Source organism: Longimicrobium sp. (genome assembly GCF_035474595.1).
In the GTDB taxonomy this organism is placed as follows: Bacteria; Gemmatimonadota; Gemmatimonadetes; order Longimicrobiales; family Longimicrobiaceae; genus Longimicrobium.
The window spans coordinates 1-15,328 of the sequence record NZ_DATIND010000049.1 but is presented as its reverse complement, the minus strand read 5'-3'; the positions used below and the strand labels follow the sequence as shown (position 1 = coordinate 15,328).

Genomic DNA, 15,328 nt, shown 5'->3' with positions numbered 1-15,328 from the left:
CCGCTTCTCGAAGCCGCTTGATCCCCACTAACCAGGTGTCCACGAAAGTGGGGCAACTCCAATTGACGTCTCTCTGTGCGTTTGGAATGCACGGGTGATTGCGAGATCCGGTATCAGACAGGGGAGGTGGGGATGACGGAGAGAGCGACCGGGCAGCCGCCCGCGCGCGGCCCCGAGCACGACGCGCTGGATGCGTTCGCCGGCAGCTGGCGCACGGAGGGCGCGCTCGGCGAAGGTGCGTCCGGCGCCGCGGGAACGCGGGTGACGGGCACGGAATCGTACGAATGGCTTCCCGGCGGCTGGTTCATGGTGAACCGCTGGGACCGGGAGATGGGCGGCTCGCGCCACACCGGCATCGGCGTAGTCGGGATCGATCCGGACGCCGGCGCGCTCGTCACCCGCGCGTTCGACAACCTGGGCTTCGCGCGCGTCTACGCGACGCAGGTGCGCGGCGGGGTGATGACGCTCACGGGCGAGCGCGAGCGCGGCACCGTCACGGCGCGCGGCGGCGGGCTCGAGATCCACTGGGAGCGGACGGAGGATGGGGAAACCTGGCTCCCGCTCTGCGATCTGGCGGCGTCGCCGGGCTGACGGCGCATCCGCCGCGGGTACCAGAATGTCTCGCGCGCGCCCCGCTGTCGATTTCCGCGAGACTGGTTCGTCGCCATGTTGAGGCGACGGTTCAACGCCCGGCCTGCCGGGGCCCGCCGCACGACCGAGAACCCACGGAACGGGGATACGACGATGCGAGTCATGGTGATCGTGAAGGCGACGCAGGACAGCGAGGCGGGCGTGATGCCCAGCCAGGAGCTGCTCACCGCGATGGGCAACTTCAACGAGGAGCTGGTGAAGGCGGGGATCATGCTGGCCGGCGAGGGTCTGCACTCCAGCGCCAGGGGCAAGCGCGTCCGCTTCTCCGGCAGCAGCCGCACGGTGATCGACGGGCCGTTCGCGGAGACCAAGGAGCTGATCGCCGGCTTCTGGATCTGGCAGGTGAAGTCGATGGACGAGGCGGTGGAGTGGGTGAAGCGCTGCCCCAACCCCATGCCGGGCGAGTCGGAGATCGAGATCCGCCAGATCTTCGAGAACGAGGATTTCGGCGAGGAGTTCACCCCCGAGCTGCGCGAGCAGGAGGACCGCCTCCGCGCCGAGGTCGCCGCCCGGCAGTAGTCGCCGGTCGCAGGTCTCACGGTAGAGCAGCAGAGCCGGCAGAGGGTTTTCCTCCGCCGGCTCTGCTGCTTTGGGGGGATTCAACCGGACTGGATCAGGCAAAGAAGAGACGTCATCCTGAGGCCGGCCAATCCTGCCTTTTCCCTGCACAAGCGTATGCAGGCCGAAGGATCCATAGCCGGCTCCCGCTACTGCCCCGGCCGTCGCGCACCGACCCGGTCCGGCGGATGGTGCGAATCCTCCGGCTGACGTGCTGTCATCCGATAGATCCTTCGGCCTGCAGCCATTCGTGAGAGAATGGGGGACGGCGTGGCCGGCCTCAGGATGACGTCGATCGTGGGGATGACTGGGTTTGGTTGAAGGACGCTTCACCAACCATTTTGTGGAATCTTTGGAGCGGTGCGAAAGGTCGTGTCGAACGGGCGGCGAGTCGTTCGTCGGATGAGTAGAGCCGGGGATGAAGCCCCGAAGCGAAGCCCGAACCGGCGAACCTCAAAACCAGGAGACACGACGATGCCGACGCTCACCCAGACCTCGAAGAAGGCCTCCGTGCTGCTGTGGACCGTGCAGGCGCTGCTGGCCGCGCTCTTCCTCTTCGCCGGCGTGATGAAGCTGGTGATGCCGATCGAGGCGATGGCGAGGCCGGTGGCGTTCCCCGGCTGGTTCCTGCGCTTCATCGGCGTGTGCGAGACGCTGGGCGCCATCGGCCTGGTCCTCCCCGCCCTGCTGCGCATCCGCCCCTCGCTCACGCCGCTCGCGGCCGCCGGGCTGGTCGTCATCATGTGCGGCGCCGTGGTGGTCACGCTGCAGGGCGGCGCCATCGCCCCCGCGCTGGTGCCGTTCGTGGTCGGCCTCCTCGCCGCGTACGTCGCCTGGGGCCGCACGCGCATCGCCCCCATCCAGCCGTCCGCCCGCCGCCGCGCGGTGCTGCAGCCGGCGAGCTGATCTCCATCTCCATCCCCAGAACGCCGGGCGGGAACGGTTCCGCCCGGCAGCCGGTTCGACCCGACACGAGGAGAAGACGATGCGATTCCTGGCCATCTACCGGGCCCCCGAGACGTGCGAGCCGCCCACCCCCGGGCACATGGCGGAGATGGGAAAGCTGATCGAGGAGATGACGAACGCCGGCGTGCTGCTGGCCACCGAGGGGTGCATGCCCAGCGCGGCCGGCGCCCGCATCCGCCTGGACAGCGGGAAGGTGACGGTGACGGACGGGCCGTTCACCGAGAGCAAGGAGCTGATCGCCGGCTTCGCGCTGCTGCAGGCGCGGTCGAAGGAGGAGGCGGTGGAGTGGACGCGCCGCTTCCTGGCCGTGGCCGGCGACGGCGAGACGGAGCTGCGGCAGATCTGCGACTTCACCTCGCAGCCCGAGCTCGCCGCGGCCGGCGAGCTGGCCGCGCGGGCCTGACCCTCCCCCCATCACCCGAACCCACCGAGGAGGTGAACCCATGCTCGCGAAGATCGCCATCGGCCTGGCCGCCGTGCTGGCCGTGCTCGCCATCGTCGTCGCCACGCGGCCGGACGCGTTCCTCATCCAGCGCACCGCCACCATCGCCGCCCCGGCGGAGGTGGTGTACGCGCAGCTCGACGACCTGCACCGCTGGGGGCAGTGGAACCCGTTCGAGAAGTCCGATCCCGGTATCCGCCTGGCCTTCGCCGGCCCCGCATCCGGCGTCGGCAGCAGCTACCACTTCGTGGGCAAGCGCGCCGGCGAGGGGCGGATGACCATCTCCGGGGTGCGGCCGAACGAGCGCGTGACGGTGCGGGCGGACTTCATCAAGCCCATGGCCGCCACGCACCAGATCGAGTTCACGCTGAAGCCCGCGCCGGGCGGCGTGGCCGTCACCTGGGCCATGAGCGGGCGCAACGGCTTCCTGGGGAAGGCCGTCTCGCTGGTGATGAACATGGACCGCATGGTGGGCGGCGAGTTCGAGAAGGGGCTGGCCGACCTGAAGCGCGTCTCCGAGGCGCAGGCGAGCACCGCGGTCGCGGCCCGCTGAGCGCCGCATCATCCCCAACTTTTCAGACCACCGAGGAGTGCACCGATGCTGATCAACGCGTACCTGGGCTTCGACGGCGACTGCGCCGAGGCGTTCCGCTTCTACGAGCAGGTGCTGGGCGGAAAGATCGACTTCATCATGACCTACGGCGAAACGCCGATGCGCGACCAGATGCCGCCGGAGACGCACGGCCGCGTGGTGCACGTGCGCATGACGGTGGACGGCACGGTGCTGATGGGCGGCGACGCGCCTCCGGGGCAGTACGAGAAGCCGCGCGGAACCACCCTCAACCTGCGGGTGGACCGGATCGCCGATGCCGAGCGCCTGTTCAACGCGCTCTCCGAGGGCGGCGCGGTGTCGATGCCGCTGCAGAAGACCTTCTGGGCCGAGCGGTTCGCGATGTTCACCGACCGCTTCGGCACGCCGTGGATGGTGAACTGCGAGCAGGAGGTTTGAGATGACGACGCTCGCACCGGCGCTCGAGATCGCCACGCCGGCGGACGACGAGATCGTGATGACGCGCACCTTCGACGCGCCGCGCGCCCTGGTCTGGGAGGCGTGGACGCGCGCGGAGCACCTGACGCGCTGGATGCTGGGCCCGGAGGGGTGGACGATGCCCGTCTGCGAGCTGGACCTGCGCCCCGGCGGCGCGTGGCGCTTCGGGTGGCGCAGGGACGACGGGGAGGAGATGGAGATGAGCGGCGAGTACCGCGAAGTCGCCGCGCCCGCGCGGCTGGAGCACACCGAGCGGTGGGGCGGCGGCTGGGCCGACACGGTGAACACGGTCGCCTTCGACGAGGCGGACGGCCGCACCACCGTCACCACGCGGATGCGCTACCCGTCACGCGCGGACCGCGACGCGGCGCTGGCCACGGGGATGAAGGACGGCGCCGCCGAAAGCCTCGACCGCCTCGCCGAATATCTCGCGACGATGACCTGAGACGCCTCGCACCCGATGGATCACAAGCCGGCCCGGAATCGAACGATTCCGGGCCGGCTCGCGTTCAGGATGACCTCGCTATCGCCCGAGCGCCCGGCCAGAAGATTCACCGCGCTTTCCACCTGCGGAGATGCCGGAGAGCAGTCCGCGAAGGCGGACTTCGGGCCGTTGTTGCCGCGAATTTATTCGCCCGGGAGCGATGCCCGCCGCCCCCCACCGGCCCCGGATCCTCGCGACGACAGCCACCGCGGCGGCACGAAGCATCTTCCCGCCAAGGGGTCCAGTCCATACGTTTGTGCGGTTCCGGAATCCACCGCCCCCCGCCGTTCCCGAGAGACCCGCGTGTTCGACGTCATCTCCATCGGCCACGTCCGCTCCACGCTCGCCACCCGCGCGGACGCCCCGCGCCAGGCGGACGAGGGCGCGCCCTCGGCGTGGCTGGAGCTGGATCCCGCCTTCGCGGAGGCGGCGAAGGACCTGAAGACGGGGGATGAAATCCTCGTGCTCACCTGGCTCGATCGCGGCGACCGCACGGCGCTCTCCGTGCATCCGCGCGGCAACCCGGACGCGCCGCTCACGGGCGTGTTCAGCACGCGCTCTCCCGACCGCCCCAACCCCATCGGCATCCACCGCGTCCGCATCGCCGAGACGGGCTCGAACCGCTTCCGCGTGGACGCGCTGGAGGCGATCGACGGGACGCCGGTGATCGACATCAAGCCCGTGCTGGGCGGCCTGGGGGAACGCTGACGATGACGACCGCCGCCGAGACCCACCGCGCCATCGACGCCGTCTGGCGCATCGAGTCCGCCAAACTGATCGCCGGCCTGGCGCGGATGACGGGCGACGTGGGGACGGCGGAGGACCTGGCGCAGGACGCGCTGGTCGCGGCGCTGGAGCGGTGGCCGGAGACGGGCGTTCCCGACAACCCCGGCGCGTGGCTGATGGCCACCGCCAAGCGCCGCGCCATCGACGGCTTCCGCCGCGACAAGCTGCTGGACCGCAAGCACGCGCAGCTCGGGCACGAGCTGGAGCAGCAGCAGGAGAGCGCCGTCCCCGACCTGGACGCCTCGCTGGACGACCACGTGGGCGACGATCTGCTGCGCCTGGTGTTCATCTGCTGCCACCCCGTGCTGGCGATGGAGGCGCGGGTCGCCCTCACCCTCCGCCTGCTGGGCGGCCTGACGACGGAGGAGATCGCGCGCGCGTTCCTCGTCCCCGTCGCCACGCTGGCGCAGCGGATCGTGCGCGCCAAGCGGACGCTGGCCGAGGCCAAGGTCCCCTTCGAGCTGCCGCCGCGCGGCGAGCTGCAGGAGCGGCTCTCGTCGGTCCTCGGCGTCATCTACCTGATCTTCAACGAAGGGTACTCGGCCACGGCGGGCGACGACTGGATGCGCCCGGCGCTCTGCGAGGACGCGCTGCGGCTGGGGCGGATCCTGGCCGGGCTGGCGCCCGACGAGCCCGAGGTGCACGGCCTGGTGGCGCTGATGGAGATCCAGGCGTCGCGGCTGCGGGCGCGTATCGGCCCCGGCGGCCAGCCGGTGCTGCTGCTGGACCAGGACCGCTCGCGCTGGGACCGGCTGCTGATCGGGCGCGGGCTGGCGGCTCTGGAGCGCGCCGAAGCGCTCGGCGGCGCGCTGGGGCCGTACGCGCTGCAGGCCGCCATCGCCGCCTGCCACGCCCGCGCCCGCACCGCCGCCGACACCGACTGGGCGCGCATCGCCGCGCTGTACGGCGCGCTGTCGCGGCTGGCGCCCTCGCCGGTGGTGGAGCTGAACCGCGCGGTGTCGCTGGCGATGGCGTTCGGGCCGGCGGCGGGGCTGGCGGTGGTGGACACGCTGGTGGACGACCCCACGCTGAAGTCGTATCACCTCCTCCCCAGCGTCCGCGGCGACTTCCTGTTCAAGCTCGGCCGCCTGGACGAGGCGAAGGCCGAGTTCGAGCGCGCCGCCTCGCTCACGCAGAACAAGCGCGAGCAGGACCTGCTGCTGGGCCGCGCGGCTGCGTGCGTGGCGGGGCCGGGGGATGGAAAAGCGGAGGGGGATTCGGATGGCGGCGCCGGCGCGAACTGATCGCGAAGGCGAGCGAAGGCGGGGGATGAACAGCGCGCCGCGGATACGTTGTTGCGCGAAAATGCGAGTGAACTCGCGGCTACAACGGCACGCAGTCCGCCTTCGCGGACTTCCGGTGGAGCCGAACCTCGGTCGTGAGCGCGGAGGCCGCGGAATGAGCGGATCAGCCTCGCGCAGTTTGCGAGGCTTCCCGTAGTTGTTGCTGCGACTTTCAGTCGCCGGTGCGGGGTGCCATCCGCGCCGCATCCCGGTTCAGCGCAAGCGCTTGCAGCCCGGATTCGGTATTACGGCGCGGCGGACGGCGCGGGCTGCTGGCCGGGGGTGTCGTACTCCGCCAGCTGCCGCTGCGCCTCCTTCAGCGCCTCGATCCGGCGGTTCACCTCCCCGGCGGCGCCCTCGTCGCGGAAGCGGACCCGGTACGACCAGCTCTGCTGCGCCTGGATCTCCTCCGCGCGCAGGACATTGTCCAGCGCCAGCCCCGCCGCGGCGAAGCGGTCCATCGCGTCGAACGAGCGCGTCGCGTCGGGCGTCCGCAGCGCCTCGCGCATCCCGCGGACGATCTCCTTCACCACCGGCGCGGGGATGCCGGCCTCGCGGAAGTGCGCCTCGCCGCGCTCGATGAAGTATTCGCCGAACGAGCGGCGCAGCGCCTCACTGGCATGCCCGAAGCTCGTGAACCACTCCGAAACCCGCGGATATCGCGACGGGTGCGCCATGTAGTCGTCCGTGGGCCACCCCGGCACGCCCAGCCCGTCGTTCAGCCCGTACTGCCCGGTCACGAACTGCCCGTACGCGTAGGCGTCGTCGGCGCACAGCCGCATCGCGTGGATGGTGGGGATGCGGTACAGGAACGGCGCGTCGCCGATCAGCCGGGCCACGAATTGCGGCCCCGAGCGCGCCGTCAGCGCCGTCACGTCGGCGTCGTACTGCGCCCATCGCGATCTGGCGTGCAGGCACATCGCCCCGGCCAGCGGCAGCATCACCGCCGCCGCGAACACCGGCGCGCGCGCCGACCGCGCAGGCGAGCCCAGGTTTACCAGCAGCGCCAGCGCCCAGCACAGCCCCGCGAAGCACATCCCCCCGAAGATCCCCGCGAGCGGCGAGCGCGTGATGTAGACGCCGGCGGCCATCACGGCCAGTGTGGCCGGCAGCCCCGCCCAGAGCGACGAGGGGAGGATGGAGTCGAGCGGATGGGGCGGCTCGGGAACGGCGCGGGCGGGCGTCACGTGGATCTCGACGCGGCGCGTGGGCGCGGGCGACCCGTCGGTGTGGAGGGTCATGAACGGGGATGGACGGGTGGATTCGGCCGGTGGAAGATGGGATCGGCCGCGGGCATGATGGCTGGAACTGCAAGATAAACGTCTGGCGCCGGCCGATGCAAGCGTCGCGAAACGATCGACGCCACAGATTTCTTTTCAGCCCGCGCCGGTTGCGACGACGATGATGTCGCGCGATTCGAGGATGGGCGTGGGGTAGCCCCGGCGCGCGACGGCGAGCAGCGCGCGGCCCATCTGCTCGGTGGTGGTGACCTTGCTGGGGATGACCCTCTTCAGCACCGGAAGAAGCGGCCGCAGCACCGCATACAGGACGCGGTACATGCGCGTCGACGAGGTGATTCCGTGCAGCGCGATGATGACCGCGGGGCGGAAGATGTACACCGCCTCGAACGGCATCTTCATGAGCGCGTTCTCCGTCTTCCCGCGCACGCGCGCCCACATCACCCGCCCCTGCTCGCTGCTGTCCGCGCCCGTCCCCGACACGTAGATGAAGGTCATCGCGGGGTTCAGCCGCGCGAGCGTTCCCGCCACCGCCAGCGTCAGGTCGTACGTCAGCCGCGTGTAGTCCGCCTCGTCCATCCCCGCCGACGTGACGCCCACGGCGAAGATGCACGTGTCGAAGCCCGCCAGCTGCCCTTCGACGGCGGACAGGTCGCCGATGTCGCGGACCACCAGGTCGCGCAGCTTCTCGTGCTGCTGCCCCGTCGCCCGCCGCCCGACGGCGACCACGCGCCCCACGCCGGGATCGAGCAGGCATTCGCGCAGGGCCCCCTGCCCCACCATCCCCGTAGCGCCGAACAGCAGCACGTTCATCGGTCCCCATCCCCTCTTTTGGTGATTTCTCCCGCCTCTCCCGCCGGACGTCATCCTGAGGCCGGCCACGCCGCAACCGGTTTCCGCACAGGACGTTGCAGGCCGAAGGATCCATACCCCGTCTCCGCACGTCCGCCGAGGCGACACACCGGGCCCTTCGTCCGGATGTGTGACCAAGCTCCGCACCGAAGGCGCCGCGCACAAGCAGCATCGAAAGAGCCGCAGGGGGATTCGATTCCTCTGCGGCTCGCATTTCTCTGCACAATCTCCGAATCCGGGCATCGATCCGATCGTGCGATCCGGAACCGCACGTGCGACCTCGCCTGTAGATCCTTCGGCCTGCAAGCGATTGCGCAGAAACGGTTTCAGCGTGGCCGGCCTCAGGATGACGTCTTTGTGTGCGTTGAAATGGAGTGCCGGTTTACGCGGCCAGATCCCCGCCGCGGCGCTCGATGAGTTTGCGGAGGGCGAGGGCGAACCAGGGGGTGAAGCGCTCCGGATGCGCCTCGGCCTCGGCGAGGGCGGAATCGGGCGACTGCCAGCGCCAGTCGCTGGCCTCTTCGGCGTCCGGCGCGGGCGCCAGGTCGTGGCGGCCGATGAACACGTGGTCGTACTCGTGCTCCCGCAGCCCGCCGCCGACATCGGCGCGGTAAACGAAGGCGCCGGCGGAGGCCAGCACGCAGTCGAAGCCCATCTCCTCGCGCAGGCGGCGGCGGGCGGCGGCGGCCACGGGCTCGCCGGGGCGCGGGTGGCCGCAGCAGGTGTTGGTCCACAGGCCGCCGCAGTGGTACTTGCCGTCGGCGCGGCGCTGCAGCAGCACCTCGCCGCGCGCGTTCAGCACGAACACGCTGAACGCGCGGTGCAGCGCGCCGCTCACGTGGGCGTCCAGCTTGGGCGCCAGCCCCACCTCGCGGTCGTGCTCGTCGACCAGGACCACCGTCTCCCGCGCGTCCACCATCCGGCGATTTGCTCCGATTTCAGGTCGAACAGAAGTCCTGAGTCCTGAGTCCCAAGTCCTAAGTGACAAATGTTATCTTCCGTGCTACTTAGGACTTAGGACTCAGGACTTGGGACTTCCCTTTCATCCCGCCGCGCTCCATCGCCCCCACCCGCACCGTCCGGCCGCGCCAGGTGATGCGGCCGCGCGTGCGGTACGAATCTATCGCGATCCCGAGCGCCAGCAGCACGCCGAGCGGATGCAGCGCGACCGTTGTCCACCGCTGGCGGAAGAGGATCGCACCGGAGGCGCGGACGGCGAGCAGCATCCCCAGCAGTCCGAGCGCCGCAGTGCTTCCCCGCACCGCCGCCATCCAAGGATACACCGCAGCGAGCAGGACGACGCACACTCCCGTGACGAACGGTAGCGGGCGCGCGCCGAACAGCGCGTAGAGGTTCTTGCCGAACCCCGCGCGCACCTCGCGCCACCCCGAGTACATCCGCACCGACAGGTCGCTTGCGGCCACCGTGGCGACCAGGCGCAGCCCGGCGCGCTTCGCCGCGCGGCCGAGGTGCACGTCCTCCAGCACCTCGCCGCGGACGGATGCATGGCCGCCGGCCCAGGCGTATGCGTCGCGCTTGAAGGCGAGCCACTGCCCGTTCGCCATCGACAGCGACGGCGCGGGGACGCGCGGCACCAGCGCAAGCGGCAGCGTGGCGGCGACGGGAAGCTGCGCGACGAGCGGCACCACCGCGGCCTCGGCCCACGTCTCCAGCCGGTGCCGCGGAATCGCCGTCACCACCGTCGCGTCGTGGCGCTCCATCGCCGCCACGGTGCGGGCGACGGCGCGCGGGCCGGCGGCCACGTCGGCGTCGCAGAAGAGCAGGACGTCGCCGCGGGCCTCGCGGGCGAGCTGCGCGCAGGCCCAGCACTTCCCCAGCCATCCCGGCGGGAGATCGGCTCCGCGGACTACGCGTAGCCGGGCATCTCCGCGCGCGAACGACTGGGCGACCGCGGCGGTGTCATCCCCCGACCCGTCGTCCAGCACGATCACTTCGAGCCGCGGATAATCGGACGCGAGCAGGAGCGGGAGATGCGCGCGCAGGTTCGCCGCCTCGTCGCGCGCGGGGACCAGGATGCTGACGAGCGGCGTCGCCCGCGGCTCGCCCGCACGCTCCAACCTCGGCGCGCTCAACAGGTTGGCGAGCGCGACGATCAGCGTCCCCGCCAGCAGCGCGGCGGAGGCGGCGTCCAGGATCGTGAGGACCGTCATCGCACCGCGGGCGACTGGATGGGGACGGAGGGAGATTCGAGGCGCTCGAACGGCCCCGGCCAGCGGCGCGGCGCGTCCTCCCCGTGGCGCGAAAGGAAGTCCAGGATGCGGTCCGATTCGGCTTCCACGGCGGATTCGATCGCGCGGTGGTCGATCTCCCCATCGGCCATCACCGGCGCGCCGGCGGAGACGACGACCGTCGGCGCGGGCGCGTTCAGCGGCTCGTGGTGCAGCGCGACGGGGAGGACGGCGCAGGGGCCGAGCCGGCGCGCGAACACCTCGATCCCCCTGCGGAACCCCAGTGGCCGCCGGTGCGATGGCCAGATGCGCCCCTGCGGGAAGAAGATGACGGTCGCGTCCGGGCGCTCGCGCACCCTTGCGGCCAGCCAGCGCACGGCGTGCAGCACGGACGCGGGGCGCGCGGGATCCATTCCGAACGCCCCGATCAGCGCGAAGAGGGGGAAGCGCCGCAGCTCGCGCTCGGCCATGAGCGAGTAGATGGGCGCGCCGGGGCGGAGGATGCGGTGCACCTCGCGCAGCGTGAAGGCGTCCCACCAGCTCACGTGCTGTGCCGCCAGCACCAGCGGCACCTCCGCCGGGAGCGCGCGCGGCAGCCCGGAAACGAGCGTCGCGGCGATGCGGCGGCGCTGCCAGGGGCGGAAGAAGAGCTCGAAGGTCCGCAGCGCGGCGGGCGAGAAACGGCTACGCATCGGCACGCTTCAGGGTAGCCTCCAGCGCCTGGCGCTCGGCCGCGGGAAGGCGTCCGCGCTCCACCACGAACCGCGCGATCGCGTCGTACAGCGGTGGCGGATACTGCGCGCGCACCAGGGGCAGCAGACGCGCCAGCGCGGCGAAGTCCTCACGGACGCTGCCGCCGCGCCCCAGGATGCCGGGAAGGTAGTAGCAGCTCATCAGCCGCAGGTAGCGCGCCTCGGCGTGCTCCGGGTGCGCGGCGATGGTGGCGTCCAGGATGGCCAGCCCCTCGCGCAGGAACCGCAGCTTCTGCGCGGGCCAGAACGCGTGCTTGGCGCGCAGGGTCACCAGAGCGCCGCGGTACGCCGTCAGCGTCGCGTCCAGCGGCGTCCCCGCCTGCACGGCGGCGCGCGCCCGCACCCGCTCAATCTCCTCCATCCCCTTCGCGATGGCGCGCGAGTCCCGCACGGACTGGAGATACAGGTCGCGCAGCGGCGCCAGGTCCACGCGCTCGTCCCCCGTCACTGCAGGCGCGGGGAGATGCGGATGTGGCGCATCCGCGCGCAGCGGCGCGCCGGCGAGCGCCAGCGCGGCGGTGGTGATGAGGATGATGGTGATGATTCCCGTCCTTGCTCGTCCCACTCGATCTCCCGCTTCATTTCTGTGTTGCTCGACTACTGCGACATCGGTGACGAGTGGCTTCGAAGCACCATCGAGGAGGCACCTTCGGCTCGGAGCCGCGGCGATGGTGCGGAACGAGTCCGCGAAGGCGGACTTTGGGCCGTTGTTGCCGCGAATTCATTCGCCCTTCTACAGCCGCGCAGCTCCCACAGGGCGCGTGCGGCGAGCAGCGCCTTCCCCGGCGCGGTGGTGCGCGCGCGGAGGCGCAGGTTGTCGTAGCCGTTGCGGCGGATGGCGCCGTGGATGCCGCGGTACACGTGCGCGGCGACGGCCACGGGGCGCTGGAAGAAGTCCGGCAGCCGCGGAATGGCCGCGAGCGCCAGCGCGTAATCCGCCTCCGCCGCGCGCATCAGCTGCTCCAGCAGCGCGGCGTACGATGGCGAGACCGGAGCGCCCCCGCCGCCCATCGTGGCCAGCGCGGCCGCGGTGATGCCGTGGCGCTGCATCAGGTCGGCGGGGAGGTAGAGGCGGCCGGCGCGCGCGTCCTCGCCCACGTCGCGGAGGATGTTGGTGAGCTGCATCGCGTGGCCGAGCGCGGCGGCGCGGCGGAGCGTGGCGGCATCGTGCACGCCGAACAGCTCCGTCATCCACAACCCCACGACCGAGGCGACGCGGTACGTGTACGTCCGCAGCGCGTCCATCGTCGGATACGCCTCGCCGCGCAGGTCCATCCGCATCCCCTCGGCCAGCTCCGCCGCGTAGGTGAACGGCACCCCCGCGGACGCCATCTCCCCCATCGCGCGGTCCAGCAGCTCCATCCCCGTCGTCCCGCCGTCGTACGCGCGGCGGGAGAGATCCACCCACTCGGTGAGGATCGCGTCGAGCGAGGCCGCATCTTCCCCGTCCGCGCGGTCCACCAGGTCGTCGGTCACGCGGCAGTATGCATAGACGCGGGCGACCTGCTCCGCCGCCGCGGAAGGGAAGAAGCGGGCGGCGAAGGCGAACGAGCGGCTGTTGCGCGCCATGTACCCGCGCCACTCCGCGGGCGACGGCACGCGCTCGCGGATGCGGCGGGCGACGTTTGCGCGGGCGGCGAGGCCCGGCACCGCGATCCGCCCGGGCTCGGCCGCGGCTTCGCCGGGGACGGGAGATGCGCCGCCGACGCGCGAATCCTCGTCCCCGCCGGGGAAGCGGATGGCGATGGAGACGGGCGCGCGCGCGGCCTGGGCGACCTCCTCGCGGCGGACGGCGTCGTGCGCGCGGCGGAGCCAGTCCGCGGCGAGCTGCGCGATCAGCGCGTCGCCGGGGAGCAGGTCGGCGCGCTGCAGCTCGAAGGCGGCGAAATCGGCCTCCAGCCGCGCCAGCAGCCGGCGGATCGGCGTCTCCCCATCCCCCTCGACGGAATGGAGGGCGGCGAGCGCATCCTCCACCGGTGCGCCGAAGGCGGCGGGCGGAAGCTCCTCCATCACCCACGTCCAGCGGCGCTGCGCGTGGTCGCCAAGCGGCGGCTTTCCAGTCTCCGTGCGCGGGCAGTAGTCCAGCAGGTCGTCCAGCCGCTGGTAGAGCAGGCCGAGCCCGCGCCCCAGCTCGTAGAGGTCGCGCACCTGCACGTTCCACGCGGTGTCCGCCCGCCTGCCGATGGCCGCCGGCGCCGCCAGCGCGCACCCCAGGAGCGCGCCCGCCTTGTCGCGCGCGATGCGCTCGTACTCGCCCGGCGCCAGCGCCCGGCCGACCGACCGTCCCTGCGCGATCTCCCCCGCGATCGTCGCCTCCACCGCCTCGGCGAAGAGGTCGGCGAAGGCGAGCGAGGCGGTGCGCGCGGCCATGCGGTACGCCCACGCCAGCAGGTGGTCGCCCGCCACCAGCGCCGCGCCGGCGCCCGCGACCGCGGCCAGCGTCGGCTCGCCGCGCCGCGTACCCGCGCCGTCCACGATGTCGTCGTGCACCAGCGACGCCTCGTGCGCCAGCTGCACGGCCAGCGCCGCGCTCCACATCCGCGGCCACTCCGCGAAGGCGCCGCACCGCGCCGCCGCGTACGCCGCCACCGGCCGGATCAGCTGCCCGTCACACCCGATGCGCGGCATCCCCATCGTCCGCATCTGCCCCGCCATGGCCACGAGCGACTGGCGGACGCGCCCGCGCGCCCCGTCCAGCGTCTCGGCCTCCGCCGGCGCGCCCGGCATCCACGCGACCGCCGGGCTCACGCGGCGGCCTCCGTCATCGAGAGGCCGGGGCGCCGCGGCGCCATCGCCCGCGCCAGCAGCGCGGCGGCGCCCAGGGCGGCGAGCGTAACCAGCGCGGCGGGCCAGAACCCGCGCGCCATGATCATCCCCAGCGGCAGCAGCAGGTTGGCCGCATAGAAGCCGGCCAGCCACCCGGCCGGCAGCCGCGCGATCCACCGGTCCGCGCGGACGGTGGCCAGCGCGCCCATCAGCGCCAGCCCGGTGGCGTACCAGCCGAACAGGTTCAGCAGCGGCATCCCGTAGTACGGTCCGGGCGCGCCCCACACCCAGTACGCGGTGGCGTGGCTCATCGCCGGGTCCAGCGCCAGGTCCCAGCTCAGCAGGACGAACGACGCCAGCAGCACGCGCCGCCACGGCCGCGAGCCGATGGGGATGAGGATTCCCGCCAGCGCGTACGACGGCACCGCCATGAAGAACCAGCTGAGCGGGATGAGAAGCGGCACGTGCCCGAACCACTTCGGCCCCAGCGCGTCCGTGTAGGAGTACGGGCCGAAGGGGAGCCCAACCGTGGTCCCCATCAGCTCGCTGGAGAGGGAGACGAGGTAGAGAAGGAGGAACGCGCCGGTCCACCGCCGCCCGGCGTGGACGGAAAGGAAGAGCGCGAGCGCCGCCGCGGCCAGCAGGATCTGCGCGCGGGAGAAGAAGGTGAAGGCGACGCCGTAGAACCCCGCCGCGCCCGGAAAGCGCGCCAGCAGCGCCGGATGCGTTCCGAACGTGGCGAAGCCCGCCACCGCCAGCGCGGTGAAGCCATACAGCGCCCACAGCGCGAACCTCGCCGCGCGCTCCCCCGCCCCGCCGTTCGCCATGCCCGTGTCCCTCAACGCACCCTCCCTGTCCGCGCGTCGCGCCGCGCGCCGTGGGTTCGCAGATCCGCCGCGGCGCCGGCATGCGTACCCACACACCGCCCCGCAGGGGAGATACGGCCGATGCCGCCAATTCGGATGGCACCCTCGCTGCCTGCACGGGAACCCTATAACCTTGTACAAACCTTGTCAAGCATCTGGAGGGGTGATAGTTTGACAAAGGGTGGACAAGAGCGGGAAAGCTGACAGGGCGCGGCGGATGACGGGTTCGGTGCGTCGCTCCAGCGCCCGCGACCCTCTCCCCCCGCCCCCTCTCCCCCAAAACTGCTGTATAGACCGGAGACATAAGTTACACCCGTTCGGAGAGATGGGTGACACTCCAGAATGAACGCCCAAGACCTTCAAAGGAGGCTTGGGCATGCCCTGGAGTGGAACGGTGGAGGAGCAGCGGAGGAAGTTTTTCGAAGAGTTCACGGCGCCGGGAGTGAA

At 71.6% G+C, this 15,328-nt stretch carries 17 protein-coding genes; 9 read left to right on the top strand and 8 right to left on the bottom strand.

All coding sequences use genetic code 11. The features are described 5' to 3' along the window. Positions 1 to 132: 132 nt before the first annotated feature. The 9 genes from VLK66_RS09615 to VLK66_RS09575 all read left to right on the top strand — a co-directional run bounded on the left by VLK66_RS09615 (position 133) and on the right by VLK66_RS09575 (position 6,179). Entirely contained in the window at positions 133 to 591 is a 459-nt protein-coding gene (locus VLK66_RS09615; RefSeq protein WP_325309185.1) for a DUF1579 family protein, read from the top strand. Positions 592 to 744: 153 nt separating this feature from the next. After that, complete coding sequence (locus tag VLK66_RS09610) at positions 745 to 1,170, top strand: YciI family protein (protein WP_325309184.1); 426 nt, start codon at positions 745 to 747, stop codon at positions 1,168 to 1,170. A 513-nt stretch (positions 1,171 to 1,683) separates the two neighbouring features. Further along, positions 1,684 to 2,115 carry a DoxX family protein gene (locus VLK66_RS09605; protein WP_325309183.1) on the top strand — a complete coding sequence of 144 codons (432 nt, stop codon included), beginning with the start codon at positions 1,684 to 1,686 and terminating at the stop codon, positions 2,113 to 2,115. Positions 2,116 to 2,194: 79 nt separating this feature from the next. Further along, a complete protein-coding gene (locus tag VLK66_RS09600) occupies positions 2,195 to 2,578 on the top strand; it encodes a YciI family protein (RefSeq protein ID WP_325309182.1) in 384 nt (127 codons plus the stop codon). A gap of 40 nt (positions 2,579 to 2,618) precedes the next feature. Beyond that, positions 2,619 to 3,170, top strand: coding sequence for an SRPBCC family protein (locus VLK66_RS09595; RefSeq protein WP_325309181.1), 552 nt, complete (start codon positions 2,619 to 2,621; stop codon positions 3,168 to 3,170). A gap of 45 nt (positions 3,171 to 3,215) precedes the next feature. Next, positions 3,216 to 3,626 carry a VOC family protein gene (locus VLK66_RS09590; protein ID WP_325309180.1) on the top strand — a complete coding sequence of 137 codons (411 nt, stop codon included), beginning with the start codon at positions 3,216 to 3,218 and terminating at the stop codon, positions 3,624 to 3,626. A gap of 1 nt (position 3,627) precedes the next feature. Further along, positions 3,628 to 4,110, top strand: coding sequence for an SRPBCC family protein (locus VLK66_RS09585; protein ID WP_325309179.1), 483 nt, complete (start codon positions 3,628 to 3,630; stop codon positions 4,108 to 4,110). Between the two features lie 342 nt (positions 4,111 to 4,452). Beyond that, positions 4,453 to 4,857 (top strand): tRNA (N6-threonylcarbamoyladenosine(37)-N6)-methyltransferase TrmO, encoded by a 405-nt coding sequence (gene tsaA / locus VLK66_RS09580; protein ID WP_325309178.1) that lies wholly within the window; start codon positions 4,453 to 4,455, stop codon positions 4,855 to 4,857. A 2-nt stretch (positions 4,858 to 4,859) separates the two neighbouring features. Next, positions 4,860 to 6,179, top strand: a complete 1,320-nt coding sequence (locus VLK66_RS09575; protein ID WP_325309177.1) for an RNA polymerase sigma factor — start codon at positions 4,860 to 4,862, stop codon at positions 6,177 to 6,179. Positions 6,180 to 6,463: 284 nt separating this feature from the next. Here the strand turns inward: VLK66_RS09575 and VLK66_RS09570 are convergent, their stop codons facing one another. The 8 genes from VLK66_RS09570 to VLK66_RS09535 form a co-directional block, all read right to left on the bottom strand. Further along, positions 6,464 to 7,459: a hypothetical protein gene (locus VLK66_RS09570; protein ID WP_325309176.1), complete on the bottom strand. Its 996-nt coding sequence runs from the start codon at positions 7,457 to 7,459 to the stop codon at positions 6,464 to 6,466. Positions 7,460 to 7,594: 135 nt separating this feature from the next. Continuing rightward, the gene (locus VLK66_RS09565) at positions 7,595 to 8,269 is read right to left on the bottom strand and encodes an NAD-dependent epimerase/dehydratase family protein (RefSeq protein ID WP_325309175.1); all 675 of its coding nucleotides are present in this window, start codon (positions 8,267 to 8,269) and stop codon (positions 7,595 to 7,597) included. A 421-nt stretch (positions 8,270 to 8,690) separates the two neighbouring features. Next, positions 8,691 to 9,227, bottom strand: coding sequence for an isopentenyl-diphosphate Delta-isomerase (gene idi, locus VLK66_RS09560; RefSeq protein WP_325309174.1), 537 nt, complete (start codon positions 9,225 to 9,227; stop codon positions 8,691 to 8,693). Positions 9,228 to 9,315: 88 nt separating this feature from the next. Then, positions 9,316 to 10,479, bottom strand: a complete 1,164-nt coding sequence (locus VLK66_RS09555; RefSeq protein WP_325309173.1) for a glycosyltransferase — start codon at positions 10,477 to 10,479, stop codon at positions 9,316 to 9,318. Next, complete coding sequence (locus tag VLK66_RS09550) at positions 10,476 to 11,189, bottom strand: 1-acyl-sn-glycerol-3-phosphate acyltransferase (RefSeq protein WP_325309172.1); 714 nt, start codon at positions 11,187 to 11,189, stop codon at positions 10,476 to 10,478. Before VLK66_RS09550 ends, VLK66_RS09555 begins: the two co-directional genes overlap by 4 nt. After that, entirely contained in the window at positions 11,182 to 11,814 is a 633-nt protein-coding gene (locus VLK66_RS09545) for a hypothetical protein (RefSeq protein WP_325309171.1), read from the bottom strand. The genes VLK66_RS09550 and VLK66_RS09545 overlap by 8 nt, the downstream gene beginning before the upstream one ends. A 32-nt stretch (positions 11,815 to 11,846) precedes the next feature. After that, positions 11,847 to 13,997 (bottom strand): squalene/phytoene synthase family protein, encoded by a 2,151-nt coding sequence (locus tag VLK66_RS09540; protein WP_325309170.1) that lies wholly within the window; start codon positions 13,995 to 13,997, stop codon positions 11,847 to 11,849. Next, positions 13,994 to 14,857, bottom strand: coding sequence for a carotenoid biosynthesis protein (locus VLK66_RS09535; protein WP_325309169.1), 864 nt, complete (start codon positions 14,855 to 14,857; stop codon positions 13,994 to 13,996). Before VLK66_RS09535 ends, VLK66_RS09540 begins: the two co-directional genes overlap by 4 nt. Positions 14,858 to 15,328: the final 471 nt, after the last annotated feature.